Annotated in this window: 12 protein-coding genes; 3 read left to right on the top strand and 9 right to left on the bottom strand. The window is 69.0% G+C overall.

The window, feature by feature from the left end:
• Window positions 1–328: 328 nt before the first annotated feature.
• Window positions 329–1,969 carry a monocarboxylate uptake permease MctP gene (gene mctP, locus ABT304_RS20395; protein WP_350717929.1) on the bottom strand — a complete coding sequence of 547 codons (1,641 nt, stop codon included), beginning with the start codon at window positions 1,967–1,969 and terminating at the stop codon, window positions 329–331.
• The gene (locus ABT304_RS20390) at window positions 1,966–2,220 is read right to left on the bottom strand and encodes a DUF3311 domain-containing protein (RefSeq protein WP_350717928.1); all 255 of its coding nucleotides are present in this window, start codon (window positions 2,218–2,220) and stop codon (window positions 1,966–1,968) included. The genes mctP and ABT304_RS20390 overlap by 4 nt, the downstream gene beginning before the upstream one ends.
• Before the next feature lie 199 nt (window positions 2,221–2,419).
• Here ABT304_RS20390 and ABT304_RS20385 point away from each other — a divergent pair, with 199 nt between their 5' ends.
• Window positions 2,420–3,733: an exo-beta-N-acetylmuramidase NamZ family protein gene (locus ABT304_RS20385; protein ID WP_350717927.1), complete on the top strand. Its 1,314-nt coding sequence runs from the start codon at window positions 2,420–2,422 to the stop codon at window positions 3,731–3,733.
• A gap of 97 nt (window positions 3,734–3,830) precedes the next feature.
• Here ABT304_RS20385 and eda read toward each other — a convergent pair whose 3' ends face one another.
• Window positions 3,831–4,460, bottom strand: a complete 630-nt coding sequence (gene eda, locus ABT304_RS20380) for a bifunctional 4-hydroxy-2-oxoglutarate aldolase/2-dehydro-3-deoxy-phosphogluconate aldolase (RefSeq protein ID WP_160025908.1) — start codon at window positions 4,458–4,460, stop codon at window positions 3,831–3,833.
• Complete coding sequence (gene edd / locus ABT304_RS20375) at window positions 4,453–6,336, bottom strand: phosphogluconate dehydratase (RefSeq protein ID WP_350717925.1); 1,884 nt, start codon at window positions 6,334–6,336, stop codon at window positions 4,453–4,455. The genes eda and edd overlap by 8 nt, the downstream gene beginning before the upstream one ends.
• 105 nt (window positions 6,337–6,441) lie before the next feature.
• On the opposite strand from edd, the gene ABT304_RS20370 reads away from it, so the two are divergent.
• The gene (locus ABT304_RS20370; RefSeq protein ID WP_160025910.1) at window positions 6,442–7,605 is read left to right on the top strand and encodes an ROK family transcriptional regulator; all 1,164 of its coding nucleotides are present in this window, start codon (window positions 6,442–6,444) and stop codon (window positions 7,603–7,605) included.
• Window positions 7,606–7,608: 3 nt separating this feature from the next.
• Here ABT304_RS20370 and ABT304_RS20365 read toward each other — a convergent pair whose 3' ends face one another.
• Window positions 7,609–8,283, bottom strand: coding sequence for an SIMPL domain-containing protein (locus ABT304_RS20365; RefSeq protein ID WP_350717923.1), 675 nt, complete (start codon window positions 8,281–8,283; stop codon window positions 7,609–7,611).
• Window positions 8,284–8,321: 38 nt separating this feature from the next.
• Between ABT304_RS20365 and ABT304_RS20360 the strand changes: the two genes are divergently transcribed.
• Window positions 8,322–9,554 (top strand): low temperature requirement protein A, encoded by a 1,233-nt coding sequence (locus ABT304_RS20360; RefSeq protein ID WP_350717922.1) that lies wholly within the window; start codon window positions 8,322–8,324, stop codon window positions 9,552–9,554.
• A gap of 63 nt (window positions 9,555–9,617) precedes the next feature.
• On the opposite strand, the gene ABT304_RS20355 is transcribed toward ABT304_RS20360, so the two are convergent.
• The 4 genes from ABT304_RS20355 to ABT304_RS20340 all read right to left on the bottom strand — a co-directional run bounded on the left by ABT304_RS20355 (window position 9,618) and on the right by ABT304_RS20340 (window position 14,444).
• Window positions 9,618–10,463, bottom strand: a complete 846-nt coding sequence (locus ABT304_RS20355) for a PadR family transcriptional regulator (protein WP_350717920.1) — start codon at window positions 10,461–10,463, stop codon at window positions 9,618–9,620.
• A gap of 155 nt (window positions 10,464–10,618) precedes the next feature.
• Window positions 10,619–11,884, bottom strand: coding sequence for a mechanosensitive ion channel (locus ABT304_RS20350; RefSeq protein WP_350717918.1), 1,266 nt, complete (start codon window positions 11,882–11,884; stop codon window positions 10,619–10,621).
• 201 nt (window positions 11,885–12,085) lie between these two features.
• Entirely contained in the window at window positions 12,086–14,014 is a 1,929-nt protein-coding gene (locus tag ABT304_RS20345; protein ID WP_350717916.1) for a M3 family metallopeptidase, read from the bottom strand.
• A gap of 67 nt (window positions 14,015–14,081) precedes the next feature.
• Window positions 14,082–14,444: a YciI family protein gene (locus ABT304_RS20340; RefSeq protein WP_350717914.1), complete on the bottom strand. Its 363-nt coding sequence runs from the start codon at window positions 14,442–14,444 to the stop codon at window positions 14,082–14,084.
• Window positions 14,445–14,489 lie beyond the last annotated feature (45 nt).

Raw genomic sequence — 14,489 nt, 5'->3', positions numbered from 1 at the left:
CGGTGGTAGATCCATGCAGGGCGACGCCCCCCGGCGTCCAATCGCCCACATGGATCCGTTGCTCGGTTCGATGCTCGGCCGTCACGGCGCGTCCGGCGCCACGAGTCATCGCGGCGCGGCGTACACCGTGGCCTCGACTGCTCGTCGAGGCCGTCACAGCCTCATTGCTCACCATGGACGCTCCCGAGTTAGGTCCGAATCAGAGCCTTCAGTACTTGTTACGTACATCCATGCTCTGATGTTGCGGTTCTCCGAGAAAAGGGGAAAAAGTCCCGCAAACACGTCATTGAGACATGTTTGCGGGACTTTGTGTCCGGCTCAGTAGGGCTCAGCGCACCTCCGTCGTCGAGCTCAGCTCCTCGACGACGCCCTCGTCGCCGGCGTCGACCGAATAGTCCGAAGCCGAGGTGGCGTCCTCACCGTCCGGCACGTTGAGCGCCCTCAGGATCGGGGTCAGGACGACGACCACGATGAGGTTGAGCAGGAACGCGGTGAGCGCGATGTAGATCGGCGTCTCCGTGCCCGGGAACGGCGCCAACGGTCCGCCGAAGTGCTCCTGCGTGGGCGAGGAGACGCCGTACGCGACGATCGTCCCGTACGCCATCCCGACCGCCCAGCCGGCCAGGACCGCCCAGCGGTGGAACCACCGGGTGTAGAGACCGACGACGATCGCAGGCAGCGTCTGCAGGATCCAGACGCCTCCGAGGAGCTGCAGGTTGATGGCGTACGACTTCGAGAGCGCCAGCACGAAGATCAGCGCCCCGAACTTCACGACCAGGGACACGATCTTGGCCTGCTTGGCCTCGTCCTGCGGGGTCGCGTCGGGCTTCAGGTAGGCCTTGTAGATGTTGCGCGTCCACAGGTTCGCGGCCGCGATCGACATGATCGCCGCCGGCACCAGCGCACCGATGATGACGGCTGCGTACGCGACGCCCGCGAACCACGCCGGGAACTGGTCCTCGAAGAGCTGCGGGATCGCCAGCTGCGGGTTGGGCGGGTCGCCGACCATCACCCCGGCCGCGAGGGCCACGAACCCGAGCAGCGCCAGGAGCCCCAGCAGGAACGAGTACGCCGGCAGCAGCGAGGCGTTGCGGCGGATCACGTTGCGGCTGCGGGTGGAGAGGACGCCGGTGATCGAGTGCGGGTACATGAACAGCGCCAGCGCCGAGCCGAGGGCCAGGGAGGCGTAGGCCCACTGGCCGGCCGCCTGGGTCGGGAACAGCGCCTTCGGGGCGGCGTCGCCGGCGGCGATCGCGTCGGCGTTCTCGGTGTTGAACGTGTCGAAGCTGTTCTGCACCGACTCGAAGATGTTGCCCCAGCCACCGAGCTGCGACGGGATGTAGATGATCGCGACGATGATCACGATGTAGATCAGCGAGTCCTTCACGAACGCGATCAGCGCCGGCGCCCGCAACCCGGAGGAGTACGTGTAGGCGGCCAGCACCGCGAACGCGATGAAGAGCGGCAGGTCACGGATGAACCAGTTCGAGGAGTCGCTCTGCAGACCCATCACCTCGAGCACGACCTCCATGCCCACCAGCTGCAGCGCGATGTAGGGCATGGTGGCCAGCAGGCCGGTGATCGCGACGGCCAGCCCCAGGGACCTGGACCCGTAGCGGCCGACGACGAAGTCGGCCGGGGTGACGTACCCGTGCTTGTGCGAGACCGACCACAGCTTCGGCAGGAACGCGAAGATCAGCGGGTAGACGAGGATCGTGTACGGCACCGCGAAGAACCCGACCGCCGAGCCGGCGAACAGTGTGGCGGGCACCGCGATGAAGGTGTACGCCGTGTAGAGGTCGCCTCCGATGAGGAACCAGGCCACGAACGTACCGAAGCCGCGGCCGCCCAGACCCCACTCGTCGAGGTTGTCCATCGACTTCGCCCGGCGCCAGCGGGCGGCGGAGAAGCCGAGGATGGTGACCAGCAGGAAGAGGAAGGCGAAGACGGAGACTGCTACCGCGCTCACTGGCCACCCTCCTTCCACGGGCGCCCGGCGGCGGCACGGTCACGCCGGAACGCGGCCTTGGCGACGAAGTAGGCGATGGTCGTGAACAGGACCGAGCAGGGGATGAGGACGAGCTGGAACCAGAAGTAGAACGGGAATCCGGCGAACGTCGGATCCTCCTTCGCGTACAGCGGCACCGCGAGTGACGGCGCTGCTGCCGCGAACAGGAGGACCCCGACAAGGATCCACGAGCCCTTGGACGAGGACGGCATGGGTCACCTCCGAGATCTGTCGAAGTGGGGTTGGACGACCTGTGACCTTGGTCACATACAGGGATCCTGTCCAGCCCCATCCGACCCACACGACGACGAACGGTCGATCTGCCGGGACGAACGGTCGAATCACCTGCCGGACACCGCCTTCAGGGCTAGCCTGCAAGGTGATCCTCCCCCCTCGGCACAGGAGCGCCCCATGAGCAGTGAAGTCCCCAGGATCGACCGCCGCCGTCTGCTCGGCGCCGCCGCGGCCGGCGCCGTGGCGGCGCCGCTTCTCACCGGTTCGGCGGGAGCCTCGACCGAGCAGGTCTCACCGCTGGGCGGTGGCGAGGCGGTCAGGACCGGCGCCGAGCGAGCCGCCGGCGACGGCTGGTCGGTGCTGTCGGGCGATCGGGTCGGCATCATCACCAACCCCACCGGCGTGCTCCGCAACCTGCGCAACATCGTCGACGAGATGCACGAGTCCGGCGCGGTCCAGATCGCCGGTGTCTTCGGGCCGGAGCACGGCTTCCGCGGCACCGCTCAGGCGGGCGGCTCCGAGGGCACCTTCGTCGACGAGCGCACCGGACTGACCGTCTATGACGCCTACGGCGCCAACGTGGCGAAGATGACCGAGCTGTTCACGACCGCCGACGTCGAGACCGTCGTCTTCGACATCCAGGACGTCGGCTCCCGGTTCTACACCTACATCTGGACGATGTGGACGGCGATGCAGGCGGCCGTCGCGACCGAGAAGCGCTTCGTGGTCCTCGACCGCCCCAACCCCGTGGGCGGAACCGCCCGCGGACCGATGATGACCGCGGCGTACACCTCGGGCGTCGGCGCCCGCGAGATCGTCCAGCAGCACGGGATGTCGGTCGGCGAGCTGGCCCGGTTCTTCGACGGGGAGTTCCTCGAGGAGCACGCCGGCGGGCGGCTGGCGCAGCTCGACGTCGTCCAGGTCTCCGGATGGCGGAGAAGGACGTTGTACGCCGACACCGGGCTCGACTTCGTCCTGCCGAGCCCCAACATGCCGACCCCAGACACCGCGCTGGCCTACCCCGGCACCTGCATGTTCGAGGGCACCAACCTCTCCGAGGGACGCGGCACCACCAAGCCGTTCGAGCTGATCGGGGCGCCGTTCGTCGACCACCGCTGGGCGGCGGCGCTGGAGGAGGCGAACCTGCCGGGCGTGACGTTCCGGGAGGCGTACTTCAATCCCTCGGTCAACAAGTTCGCCAGCCAGGTCTGCGGCGGAGTGCAGGTCACGATCCAGGACCGCGACCGCTTCGACCCCGTCCGTACCGGCGTCGAGATGCTGGTCACCGCCAAGGCCCTCTACCCGCAGTTCGCCTGGCGCCAGGACTCTTGGGACACCGCCCGGCCGTTCTGGATCGACAAGCTCACCGGATCGACGAGGCTGCGTACGCAGATCGACGCCGGCGCCACCGGCGCCGAGGTCGAGGCGGCCTGGCGAGACGAGCTGGCCGCCTTCGACGCGACCCGCCGCCAGTACCTCCTCTACCGCTGACCCGGCGCGTTCTGACCGAAAAGCACGCCGAGTCGGCGCGTTCGAACGCGCCGACTCGGCGGCTAGGTCCGTACAAACGCGCCGACTCGACGCGATTTCAGCGGAGGGCGGCGGTGGCGGCCGCGAGCGCGGTCACGCGGTCCCAGTCGCCGGAGGCGAGCGCGTCGCCGGGGGTGAGCCAGGAACCGCCGACGCAGCCGACGTTGGCCAGAGCCAGATAGCTGGGAGCGGTGGCCAGCGAGATGCCGCCGGTGGGGCAGAAGCGTACGTCCGGCAGTACCGACGGCAGCGAACCCAGGAACTTCACGCCACCGGACGCCTCCGCCGGGAAGAACTTCATCGCGGTGTGGCCGGTCTCGAGCACCGCGAGGGCCTCGGAGACGGTGGCGGTGCCGGGCAGGAACGGGAGGCCGGTGTCGCGCATCGCACCGAGCAGCGTCGGGGTGGCACCCGGCGAGACCAGGAACTGGGCCCCGGCCGCGGCGGCCTCCTTCGCGAGCACGGGAGTGGTCACGGTGCCGGCGCCGATCAGGACCTCCGGCACCTCCTCGGCGATGGCCCGGATCGCGTCGAGGGCCACCGGCGTACGCAGGGTCAGCTCGACCACGGGCACGCCGCCCTCGGCGAGGGCGCGGGCCACGGGCACCGCCTGGTCGACGGAGTCGACGACGACGACCGGGATCACCGGGGAGAGGTCGAGCAGGTCGGCGGAGGTGAGGTCAGACATGGACAGGGGTCTCCTGGGTCGAAGCGGCGCTCTGCTCGAGGGAAGCAAAGGGGAAGACGGAGGCGCCGGTGTCGGCGGAGCCGACGGTGGCACGGAAGGCGGCGAAGAGCTCTCGGCCGGTGCCGCGCCACTCGGCGTCGAGCGGTGCCCGACCGGTGGCGGGACGGTGCGCGAACTCGTCGGCGTCGACCCCGATGCTCAGGGTGCCGGCGACGGCGTCGACGGTGATCAGGTCACCGTCCTGTACGCGAGCGAGCGGCCCACCGAGCGCGGCCTCGGGGGTGAGGTGGATGGCTGCGGGCACCTTGCCCGACGCGCCGGACATCCGGCCGTCGGTGACGATGGCGACGTGCTGGCCGCGATCCTGCATGACCCCGAGCGCCGGGGTGAGCTTGTGCAGCTCGGGCATCCCGTTGGCCGCGGGGCCCTGGTAGCGCAGCACCGCGACGAAGTCACGGCCGTCGAGGCGCTTCTCGGAGAAGGCGGTGAGGAAGTCGGCCTGGTCGTCGAAGACGAGCGCGGGGGCGGAGACCACCTGGTGCTCGGGCGCGACCGCCGAGGTCTTGATGACCGCCGTGCCGAGCTCGCCGCGCAGCACCCGCAGGCCACCGTCGGGCGAGAACGGGTCGTCGGCCGGGCGCAGCACGTCGAGGTCGCCGGAGACGGGGGCACCCTCGATGTACTCGATCTCACCGTCTCGGGTGAGCCGCGACTCCTGGGTGTAGGCCGACAGGCCAGGCCCCAGGATCGTCGTGACGTCCTCGTGGAGCAGGCCGGCCTCGAGCAGGGTGCGGATCAGGAAGCCGACGCCGCCGGCGGCGTGGAAGTGGTTCACGTCGGCGGAGCCGTTGGGGTACATCCGGCTGAGCAGCGGGACGACCGGTGAGAGGTCCGAGATGTCGTCCCAGGTCAGCTGGATCCCGGCGGCGCGGGCGATGGCGACCAGGTGCATGGTGTGGTTGGTCGAGCCGCCCGAGGCCAGCAGCGCGACGCAGGCGTTGATGATCGACTTCTCGTCGATCATCTCGCCCACGCCCGGGCCGCCCTCGAGAGCGAGCTCGGTGGCGCGTGCCGCCGCGGCGCGGTTGAGCGCGGCCCGCAGCAGGGTGTCCGGCGAGGCGAACGAGGAGCCCGGCAAGTGCAGGCCGAGCACCTCCATGAGCAGCTGGTTGGAGTTGGCGGTGCCGTAGAAGGTGCAGGTGCCGCGGGAGTGGTAGCTGGCGGCCTCGGCCTCGAGCAGCTCCTCGCGCGTCGCCTCGCCTGCTGCGTACCGCTGGCGGACGCGGGCCTTCTCCTTGTTGGGGAGCCCCGAGGACATCGGGCCGGCCGGCACGAAGACGGTCGGCAGGTGGCCGAACGAGAGAGCCCCGATCAGGAGGCCGGGAACGATCTTGTCGCACACGCCGAGCATCAGCGCGGCGTCGAACATGTCGTGCGAGAGGGCGATCCCGGCCGACATCGCGATCACGTCGCGGGAGAAGAGGGAGACCTGCATGCCGTCGCGGCCCTGGGTGATGCCGTCGCACATCGCGGGTACGCCGCCGGCGACCTGCGCCAGCCCGCCGGCCCGCATGACCGCGGCCTTGAGCAGCGGCGGGTAGGTCTCGTACGGCGCATGCGCGGAGAGCATGTCGTTGTAGGAGGTCACGATCGCGACGTTGGGCTTCGCGCCGGGGTTGATGACCTTGAGCTCGGCCTTCGTCGGGGCGGTGGACGCCGCGAAACCGTGGGCCAGGTTGCTGCACGCGAGCCGGCCGCGAGCGGGCCCGGCGACGCGGGCGGCCGCGATGCGGTCCAGGTAGTCGGCCCGCGTGGCGGCGGAACGCTCGATGAGGCGAGCGGTGACGTCGGCGACGGTGGGGGAAACGGCAGTCACGGGTCCTCCAAAGGAAGTGTGCTTTGGCACACTTTGACACGATCTTTGGATCGATACAAGTAAATCTTTGGTACTTGGAAGACATAAGCAGGGTACTCTGCTCCCATGCCCGAGATGACAACCGCCGCCGACGTCCTCGCTCTGGTGCGCTCCGGACGCGCCCTGACCCGCAGCGATCTGCAGAAGACGACCGGTCTGTCGCGTACGGCTGTGGTCTCCCGGGTCTCGGCTCTCGTCGACGCCGGACTGATTCTCACCGGGGAGGAGCTCGCCTCCACCGGTGGCCGGCCGCCGGGCTCCCTGACCTTCAACGCCGACGCCGGGGTGGTGCTGGCGGTGGCGATCGGGCGCTCACGCAGCCAGCTCGCCGTCTTCGACCTCGACGGCCGCGAGCTCGCCGGCGACACCCGTGACCACGAGGTCGGGATCGCCGCCGACGACCTCATGCCCGACGTGACCGACCGGCTCGAGCGGCTCCTGGAGGGCATCGAGCCGCCGGTGCTCGGTGTCGGGATGAGCCTGCCCGGCGTCGTCGACCCCGTCCGCCTGGTCTCGGTCGACTCACCGGTGATGCGGGGTTGGGACGGCGTCGCGCTCGACCCCTACTTCGACCGGCTCACCGACGGGCCGCTGGTGCTCGTCAACGACACCGACGCGCTGGCCACGGCCGAGCTCTTCGGCAGCGGGCTGAACCCGCGGGACGCGCTCGTCGTGAAGGCGTCGACCGGTCTCGGCCTCGCGGTCATCGCCGACGGCCGGGTGCTGCGCGGCCACGCCGGTGCCGTCGGCGAGATCGGCCACACCCGGGTCGAGTCCGCCGGCGAGCGCCCCTGCCGCTGCGGGGCCACCGGCTGCCTGGAGACGGTCGCTGCCGGCTGGGCGCTGACCCAGGGCCTGGTCGACTCCGGCGTCTCTGCCGGACACATCCGCGACCTGGTCGCCGCCGCGCTCGCCGGCGACGCCATCGCCCGCGGCCTGCTGCGCGAGGCCGGTCGCCAGCTCGGCGAGGTGCTGGCGATCGCGATCAACCTGCTCAACCCCGAGGTCGTCGTCATCGGCGGCGACATGGCCGGTGCCTTCGACCTCTACACCGCAGGCGTACGCGAGACCGTCTACTCGCGCTCGACCGCCCTGGCCACCCGCGACCTGACCTTCGTCCCCTCCACCCACGCCGACTCCACCGGCATGGTCGGCTGTGCCGCGGTGGTCATCAACCACCTGCTCTCCCCCGAGCGACTCGACGCCCACCTCGACGCCGTCGCCAGATGACCCTTAACTCGCTGCGACGGTGAAGGCCGCCTCGACCTCGGCGTAGACCGAGATGTCGTCGGGATCGAAGGCCAGGTCGGGTGCCCCCGAGGCCGACTTCCGGGCTCCAGCCGAGGCCATCTGCACGTCCATCGCCGCCGACTCGTACGTCACCTCGCGGCTGACGCCGACATCGTTGATGCTCCGGACCGCGACCGGGCCGAGGTCGAGCGCATCGGCGTAGTCCTGCGCGCGCACCTTGGCCTGGCGCACCGCCTCTTGGCGTACGTCACGCTCGACCTTCAGCCGGGTCTCCTTGGTCAGCTGCCACGAGACGTGGTCGACCCGGAGACCCTCGTTGCCCGCGGTGCGGCCGACCCAGGTCGCCAGCGCCTTGAAGTCGACGAACTCCGCCCAGAGACCGACCGCGGCGCGGTGCACCAGCGGCAACTGCTTGCCGTCCTTGTGCCAGGGCCGCTCGGCCGAGATGCGCGCCCGCTGGATGACGAGCCTCTTGATCGCGCCCTCCTGCTCGAGCCGCTCGAGCTCCGTACGCACGCCGTGCAGCGCACGCCGCAGCTGCTCCATCACCGGCTCCGGCGCGGGGCCGTCGAACCGGATCTCGGCGGACACCACCCCTCGCTCCGCCGCCACCTCCACGGTGTGCGACCCGCGCACCTTGATCAGGATTTCGCTCATGCGACGAAACGTACGCCTCAGGACCTATCCTCACCAGCGTGACTGCAACCAGCCGCCTGCGCCAGATGACCGGACGCGACCCGCACGAGGAGCATCGGGCCGCGACTCCCTTGGAGCTGCTCTTCGACCTCACCTTCGTCGTGGCCTTCGGCATGAGCGGCAACGAGCTCGCCCATCAGCTCGCGGAGGGCCACATCGTGGCAGGGATCGTGGCGTTCTGCTTCGCCTCGTTCGCGATCTGCTGGGCGTGGATCAACTACTCCTGGATGGCCTCGGCCTACGACACCGACGACTGGGCGTTCCGGCTGCTCACGATGTTGCAGATGGTCGGTGTGATCATCATGGCCCTCGGCCTGCCGGAGATGTTCGAGAGCGTCCACGAGGGCGAGCGGCTCCACAACGAGATCATGATCGCCGGGTACGTCGTGATGCGGGTCGCGCTCTGCGGCCAATGGCTGCGGGCCTGGCGCCAGGACCCGGGCAGACGCGGGGCGCATCGGGTCTACCTCGTCTCCATCCTCAGCTCGCAGGTGCTCTGGTGCGTCATCGCCATCCTGCCGCTCGACGTGGCGACCGCGTTCGCCGCGATGATGGTGCCTCTGGTGATCGAGCTGGTCGGGCCGTTCATCGCCGAGCGCCGCTTCGGCGGCACTCCCTGGCACGCCGACCACATCGCCGAGCGCTACGGCCTGCTGACGATCATCACCCTCGGCGAGGGCGTGATCGGCACCGTCGCGGTGATGTCCGCGATCGTCCACGAGCCCGAGCTGGGGTGGAGCCTCGACGCGATCCTGCTGCTCGCCGCCGGTATCGGCCTGACCTTCGGCCAGTGGTGGACCTACTTCACGATCCCCTGGGCCACGATGCTCGAGCGGCGGCGCGACCGTTCGTTCCTCTGGGGCTACGGCCACATCCTGCTCTTCGCCGCGATCGCGGCCACCGGAGCGGGCCTGCACGTCGCCGCCTACCTGCTCGAGCACCACTCCAAGCTCGGCGAGGTCGGCACGGTCATCTCCGTCGCCCTCCCCGTCGGGGTGTACGCCTTGGTCCTCTACCTTCTCTACAACCTGTTCATGCACGTCATCGACCCATTCCACATCGTCCTGGTCGCCCTCACCATGGCCGTGCTCGTCGCGAGCGTCGCGATGGCGATCGCGGGCGTGCCGGTGGCCTGGTGCCTCGTCGTCGTCGCCCTCGCGCCGGTCGTCACCATCGTCGGCTACGAGGCCGTCGGCCACCGCCACCTGGCCATTCACCTCGACGCCCTCTGACCCATCCCTCACATCAGCAGGTGCCCCACGCTCGAGAGCGTGGGGCACCTGTCGTTGGGGACATCAGGGCTTCGGGTCGGGGCCGGGCTCGCCGTCCTCGGACTCCTCGACCTCGTCGATCTCGTCGACCTGCTCGGCGGTCACGGTGTGCTCGTCGTCGCCGGCCGCCAGGATGCCGTAGAGCTTGCGCCGGGTGTCGGCGAGGACGTCGGCGGCTGCCTGGCGCTGGGCGTCGGTGCCGGAGGTGGCGAGCTGCCACACGGCCGGGAGGACCTGGGCGAGCTCGCCGCCGAGGACTCCGAAGCCGGCCAGGTCGCCCAGGCCACCGGGGCCACCACGGCCGCCGCGACCCTGGCTGCGGGCGTTGTCGACGGCCTTGTCGAACGGCGTCCAGACGGCTGCGAGCTCGTCGGCGTGCTCGGTGGCGTAGGTCTTGCCGGCCTCGGTCAGCCGGATCGCCCGGCGGCCGTGCTCGTCGTCGGACTCCACGAGACCCTCGTCCTCGAGCTGCTGGATGGTCGGGTAGACGGAGCCGGGGCTCGGCCGCCACTCACCCGAGCTGCGCTCGGAGATCTGCTGGATCACCTGGTAGCCGTTGATCACCTGACCCTGCTCGGCCGCCTCCGCCATCACGTAGATGATCGCGGAGCGTACGTCACCACGACGGACCCGGGGACCGGGCCGCTGCGGAGGCTGGTTCTCGAAGCCGAGCAGCGCCGCGATCCACGGCGGCGGACCAGCCGGTCCACGACCGCGGCCGTGATGGCCACCCTGCCAACCGGGACCGCCAGGTCCGCCCCAACCGGGACCGCCCTGCCAGCCATGGGAGCGGCGCGGGCCGCCCTTGCCGAACTCTCGGCCCATCTGGTCGATCCACTCACCCCAAGGGTTGCTGTTGTTGTACGTCATCAGGTTTCTCACTTACTGTCGGAAGACTGGATCGCGTTCCTTCGCGATATATCGTGATCTTACGCCGGTGATCAGAGTGATTCAAGGCAAATGAAGGGAGCCCCCGAAAGATCCGGGGGCTCCCTGAGTCAGACCCTGAGGGTCGTGAGTTGCGATCAGACGCCAGGCGTCTGCGGCGGCGTCGGGTTCGGAGCGGTCGGCGTAGCAGCCGAACGCGCGGCACTCTCGGCCTGGAGCCGCTCCAGTTGCCGGGCGGCAGCCTCGCGACCACCGAGACCGAAGGCGAGCGCCGCGGCAGCGGCACCACCGACGACCACGGCACCGAAGCCGAGGTTGATGATCGAGTCGGCGAGACCCATGAACTTCAGCCCGATCGCGACGAAGAGCACGATCGTGGCGTACTTCAGGATCTGCGAGGCCGATCCAGGCACGATCTTCGCGAGCACCGAGGCGATCACGACACCGGCGGCGATGATCGCGCCACCGAAGATGACCTTGCCACCCAGCTCGAGCACCTCGGCGATGAACGCCGTGATCTGCGGGAACTCCAGCATCTGCGCCGCCATCACGGCGAAGAAGAGCACGATGCCGATCTGGATCACCTTGGTGACGATCGGGGTAGCGCTCTGCCCCTGCGGCAGCACGTCCATGGAGTGGAGGGCCCGGTCGAAGCCGAGGCCGTCGATGAGCTGACCGAGGATGTCGGCGGCGAAGCGGGCGATGACCACTCCGATGCCGAGCAGGATCGCGGCGGCGATGATCTTCGGGATCGCGGCCAGGATCATGGCGAGCATGAGCTCGGCGGGCCGCGAGATCGAGCTGATCCCGAGAATCTGCAGAGCGGCGATGGCCACCACGATCATGATGATCGCGTAGAGCACGAGACCGATGACCTTGACGATCTGGGCGGCGGTGCCCGGGCGCGCAGCCTGTGCGTCGTACGGGTCGGCGGTGGTGTCCACGCCGACCGTCTGGTCGACCTGGCCGGAGAGCTTGCTGCCGCTGCCGATCCACTTGTCGAACGGGACCGCGCCGAGCGCGGTCTCGACGAGCTGGCGGACGACCTTGGCGACGAGCGCGCCGACGATGAAGACGAAGACCGCACCGATGAGGTTGGGCAGGAAGCCCATCACACCGTCGAGCAGGCCCTGGATCGGCGTCAGCACAGAGCTGAGCTCGAACAGGTCCAGCAGCGCGATCAGACCGAAGAGCCACACCAACAGGGCAGCCACGGAACCGAGGCTCTTGCCGATGCTGTCGCCATCACTTCCGGCTTTCTGGAGCACCGGGATCTTCGAGGTCAGCTTCGCGAAGGCCCAAGCGACGATCTTCGCGATGATCCACGTGACCACCAGGATGACGATCGCGGCGAGCACCTTGCTGCCGAGACTCACCCAGTCGATGTCCTTAATGGCATCCATTGTCTCTCCCCTCAATAGGGTTTCTTGAGAAGGTGCCTGAGATCGACGAGCAGCCCGAGTGATGCGCGCAACAGGCACCTCTGCTTAATCCCGACGTTCGTCCAGATGCGACCCAGACGCAAGTTTGGCGCTCCAGCGGACGCAAATAAGCAAAGGATTTACAATGTGGCGCCCTATGTATCGAACAGGGTGAAACGAGCCCTAAGAGACCAACCAGGCCGCGTACGCATCGAAGGAGTAGGGCCGGCCGAGGAAGTCCGCGACCAGGTCGGCGGCGTCCTTCTCGCCACCGCGGGCGAGCACCAGATCGCGGTAGCGGCCGGCCACCTCGGGGTCGAACAGGTTGTCCCGGTCGAAGGCGCTGAACAGGTCCTTCGCGATGACCAGCGACCACATGTAGGTGTAGTAGGCCGAGGAGTAGCCGCCCAGGTGGCCGAAGTTGGCGAAGAAGTGGGTGCCCTCGATATAGGGGTAGGGAGAGTACGCCGCCTGGAGCTCCTCGAGCCGCTTGGTCAGGTCGTCGGGCTGCTCCTTGTGGAACCAGTAGGAGATCGCGGCGTAGAACATCTGCTGCCGCGCGTGGTAGCCCTTGCCGAAGTCGTCCGCGGCCCGCATCCGCGCGACCAGGTCGGCCGGGATCGGCTCGCCGGCCGCGTTGGTGGCGAAGGTCTGGAGTACGTCGGCGTCCCAGGCCCACTCCTCGAGCATCTGGCTCGGCGCCTCGACGAAGTCCCACTCCGTCGCGACCCCGGAGAAGCGCGCCCACTCGCCCTGCCCGCCGAGCACGTGGTGGATCAGGTGGCCGAACTCGTGGAAGAGGGTGACCACGTGGTCGTGCTCCATCAGGCCACGGGAGAAGTTGCAGACCAGCACGCCCTCGGGAAGCTGCCGGCCCTTCACACCGGGGGCGAGGTCGAACTGCGCGGCGTGCTTGTACTTGCCCTCGCGAGGGTGGAGGTCGAGATAGATCCGGCCGAGGGGCTCGTCGCCGTCCTGCTGATAGACGTCGAAGACGCTCACGTCCTCGTGCCAGGTGACGACGTCGGAGACCGGCTCGTAACGCAGCCCGAAGAGCCTGCCGGTGACGTCCAGCAGCCCCTGGTGCACCTTCGCGAAGTCGAAGTACGTACGCACCACCTGGCTGTCGACGTCGTACTTCTCCTGCCGCACCAGCTCCTCGTAGTAGAGCGCGTCGGCGGCCGAGACCGCGCTGGCGCCGGGGACGTCGCGGTCGTAGCGGTCGAGGAGCACCTCGAGGTCGCGCTTCATCCGCCCCTCGGCGGCGCCGGCGATCTTGTCGATGAACTCCGGGATCGCCGGTCCCTCGCCGATCATCTTCACCGCGGCGTCGAAGGCCGGCCAGTCCTCGTAGCCGACCAGGTTGGCCAGCTCGTGACGCAGCGCGAACATCTCCTTCAGGACCGCTTCGTTGTGCGGCCAGCCGCGCTCGAGCGAGGCCACCGTGACGGCACGACGGATCGCGGGATCCTTCACGAACATCCGAGCGGGAAGCGCGTCGGGATAGTCGGTCGTGATCTCCACGAGCCCCTTGTCGTTGACCGGGTGCGCCTCCAGCCAATCGGCCGGCATCCCGTCCAGCTGCTCAGGCGTGGCCAGGGTGATGCGTACGTCGTCCCGGGTCACCCGGGAGAACTCGAGGTTCAGCTCGGTGAGGCGTTCGTTGATCTCGGTGAGCCGGACCCGGGTGGCGTCGTCCCGGTCGACGCCTGCACGGGTGAAGTCCTGCAGCGTCTTCTCCAGGAGCCGCTTGGCCAGCGGGTCGAGGGCGTCCGTCTGGTCGGCGGGGAGGTCCGCGAAGACGCGGTAGAGCGCTTGGTCCTGGGTGAGCTCGGTGCGCAGCCGGTCGACCTCGACCTCGGTGTCCTCGCACGCCGTGCGGACCGCCTCGACGGGGTGGACATTGGCGAGCAGGCCCGCCAGGCCACCGAGCGAGCCGAGCTCCAGGGACAGCTCGTCCCAGGCCTTCAGCACCTCGGTCGCCTCGCTCGGCGGCGCGGTCCGCAGCTTCTCGGCCAGCTCCCGCACGTGGGTCAGGGTCGCGGACGTACGCTCCTTGACCCAGCTCTCCGCGGCTTCGGTCTCGGGCAGGGCAAGCGGCTCTGGCGTCATGCGGCAAGCCTGCCACGACCTGAAACGCTTCGCCGCCGAGATTCGGCGAAGCGTCCAGGTGCGATGCTCACTCCTCGGTCGGGAACATGTCCGGGAACCGGTGGACCTCCTGCGGCCAGTCGAGCGCGACCGTCAGCCGCCCCGCCCAGTAGCGCGCCGCGTCCTCGTCGGGGGCCTCGATGACACAGAAGCCACCGAGGTGCTCCTTGGTCTCGACGTACGGGCCGTCGGTGAAGACCGGCTCGCCGTTCTTGGCCTCGACGCTGAAGAGCGCGGTCGAGGCGTCGAGGGCACCGTTGCCGTAGACGTAGACGCCTGCGGACTTCATCTCCTCGATCACCGCCATCGAGGTGTCGCGCTTGTGCTCGAGCTCCTCCATCGTGTGCTCGGGAACCCACTCGTCGTTGAACACGATCAGGTATTCGGGCATGCGTATCGTCTCCTCGCCTCATGGACGGTCCGGTGACCGCCGCTC

The sequence above is a fragment of the Nocardioides sp. NPDC000445 genome (assembly GCF_040300245.1).
Classification (GTDB): domain Bacteria; phylum Actinomycetota; class Actinomycetes; order Propionibacteriales; family Nocardioidaceae; genus Nocardioides.
Note: the sequence above shows the minus strand (reverse complement) of the source record. Positions and strands in the feature narration are given on the sequence as shown.

Bases quoted from the DNA above. Each gene is read 5' to 3' on its own strand.
- ABT304_RS20390 (WP_350717928.1), bottom strand. From the start codon at position 2,220: ATGCCGTCCTCGTCCAAGGGCTCGTGGATCCTTGTCGGGGTCCTCCTG.
- ABT304_RS20385 (WP_350717927.1), top strand. From the start codon at position 2,420: ATGAGCAGTGAAGTCCCCAGGATCGACCGCCGCCGTCTGCTCGGCGCC.
- eda (WP_160025908.1), bottom strand. From the start codon at position 4,460: ATGTCTGACCTCACCTCCGCCGACCTGCTCGACCTCTCCCCGGTGATC.
- ABT304_RS20370 (WP_160025910.1), top strand. From the start codon at position 6,442: ATGCCCGAGATGACAACCGCCGCCGACGTCCTCGCTCTGGTGCGCTCC.
- ABT304_RS20365 (WP_350717923.1), bottom strand. From the start codon at position 8,283: ATGAGCGAAATCCTGATCAAGGTGCGCGGGTCGCACACCGTGGAGGTG.
- ABT304_RS20355 (WP_350717920.1), bottom strand. From the start codon at position 10,463: ATGACGTACAACAACAGCAACCCTTGGGGTGAGTGGATCGACCAGATG.
- ABT304_RS20350 (WP_350717918.1), bottom strand. From the start codon at position 11,884: ATGGATGCCATTAAGGACATCGACTGGGTGAGTCTCGGCAGCAAGGTG.
- ABT304_RS20345 (WP_350717916.1), bottom strand. From the start codon at position 14,014: ATGACGCCAGAGCCGCTTGCCCTGCCCGAGACCGAAGCCGCGGAGAGC.
- ABT304_RS20340 (WP_350717914.1), bottom strand. From the start codon at position 14,444: ATGCCCGAATACCTGATCGTGTTCAACGACGAGTGGGTTCCCGAGCAC.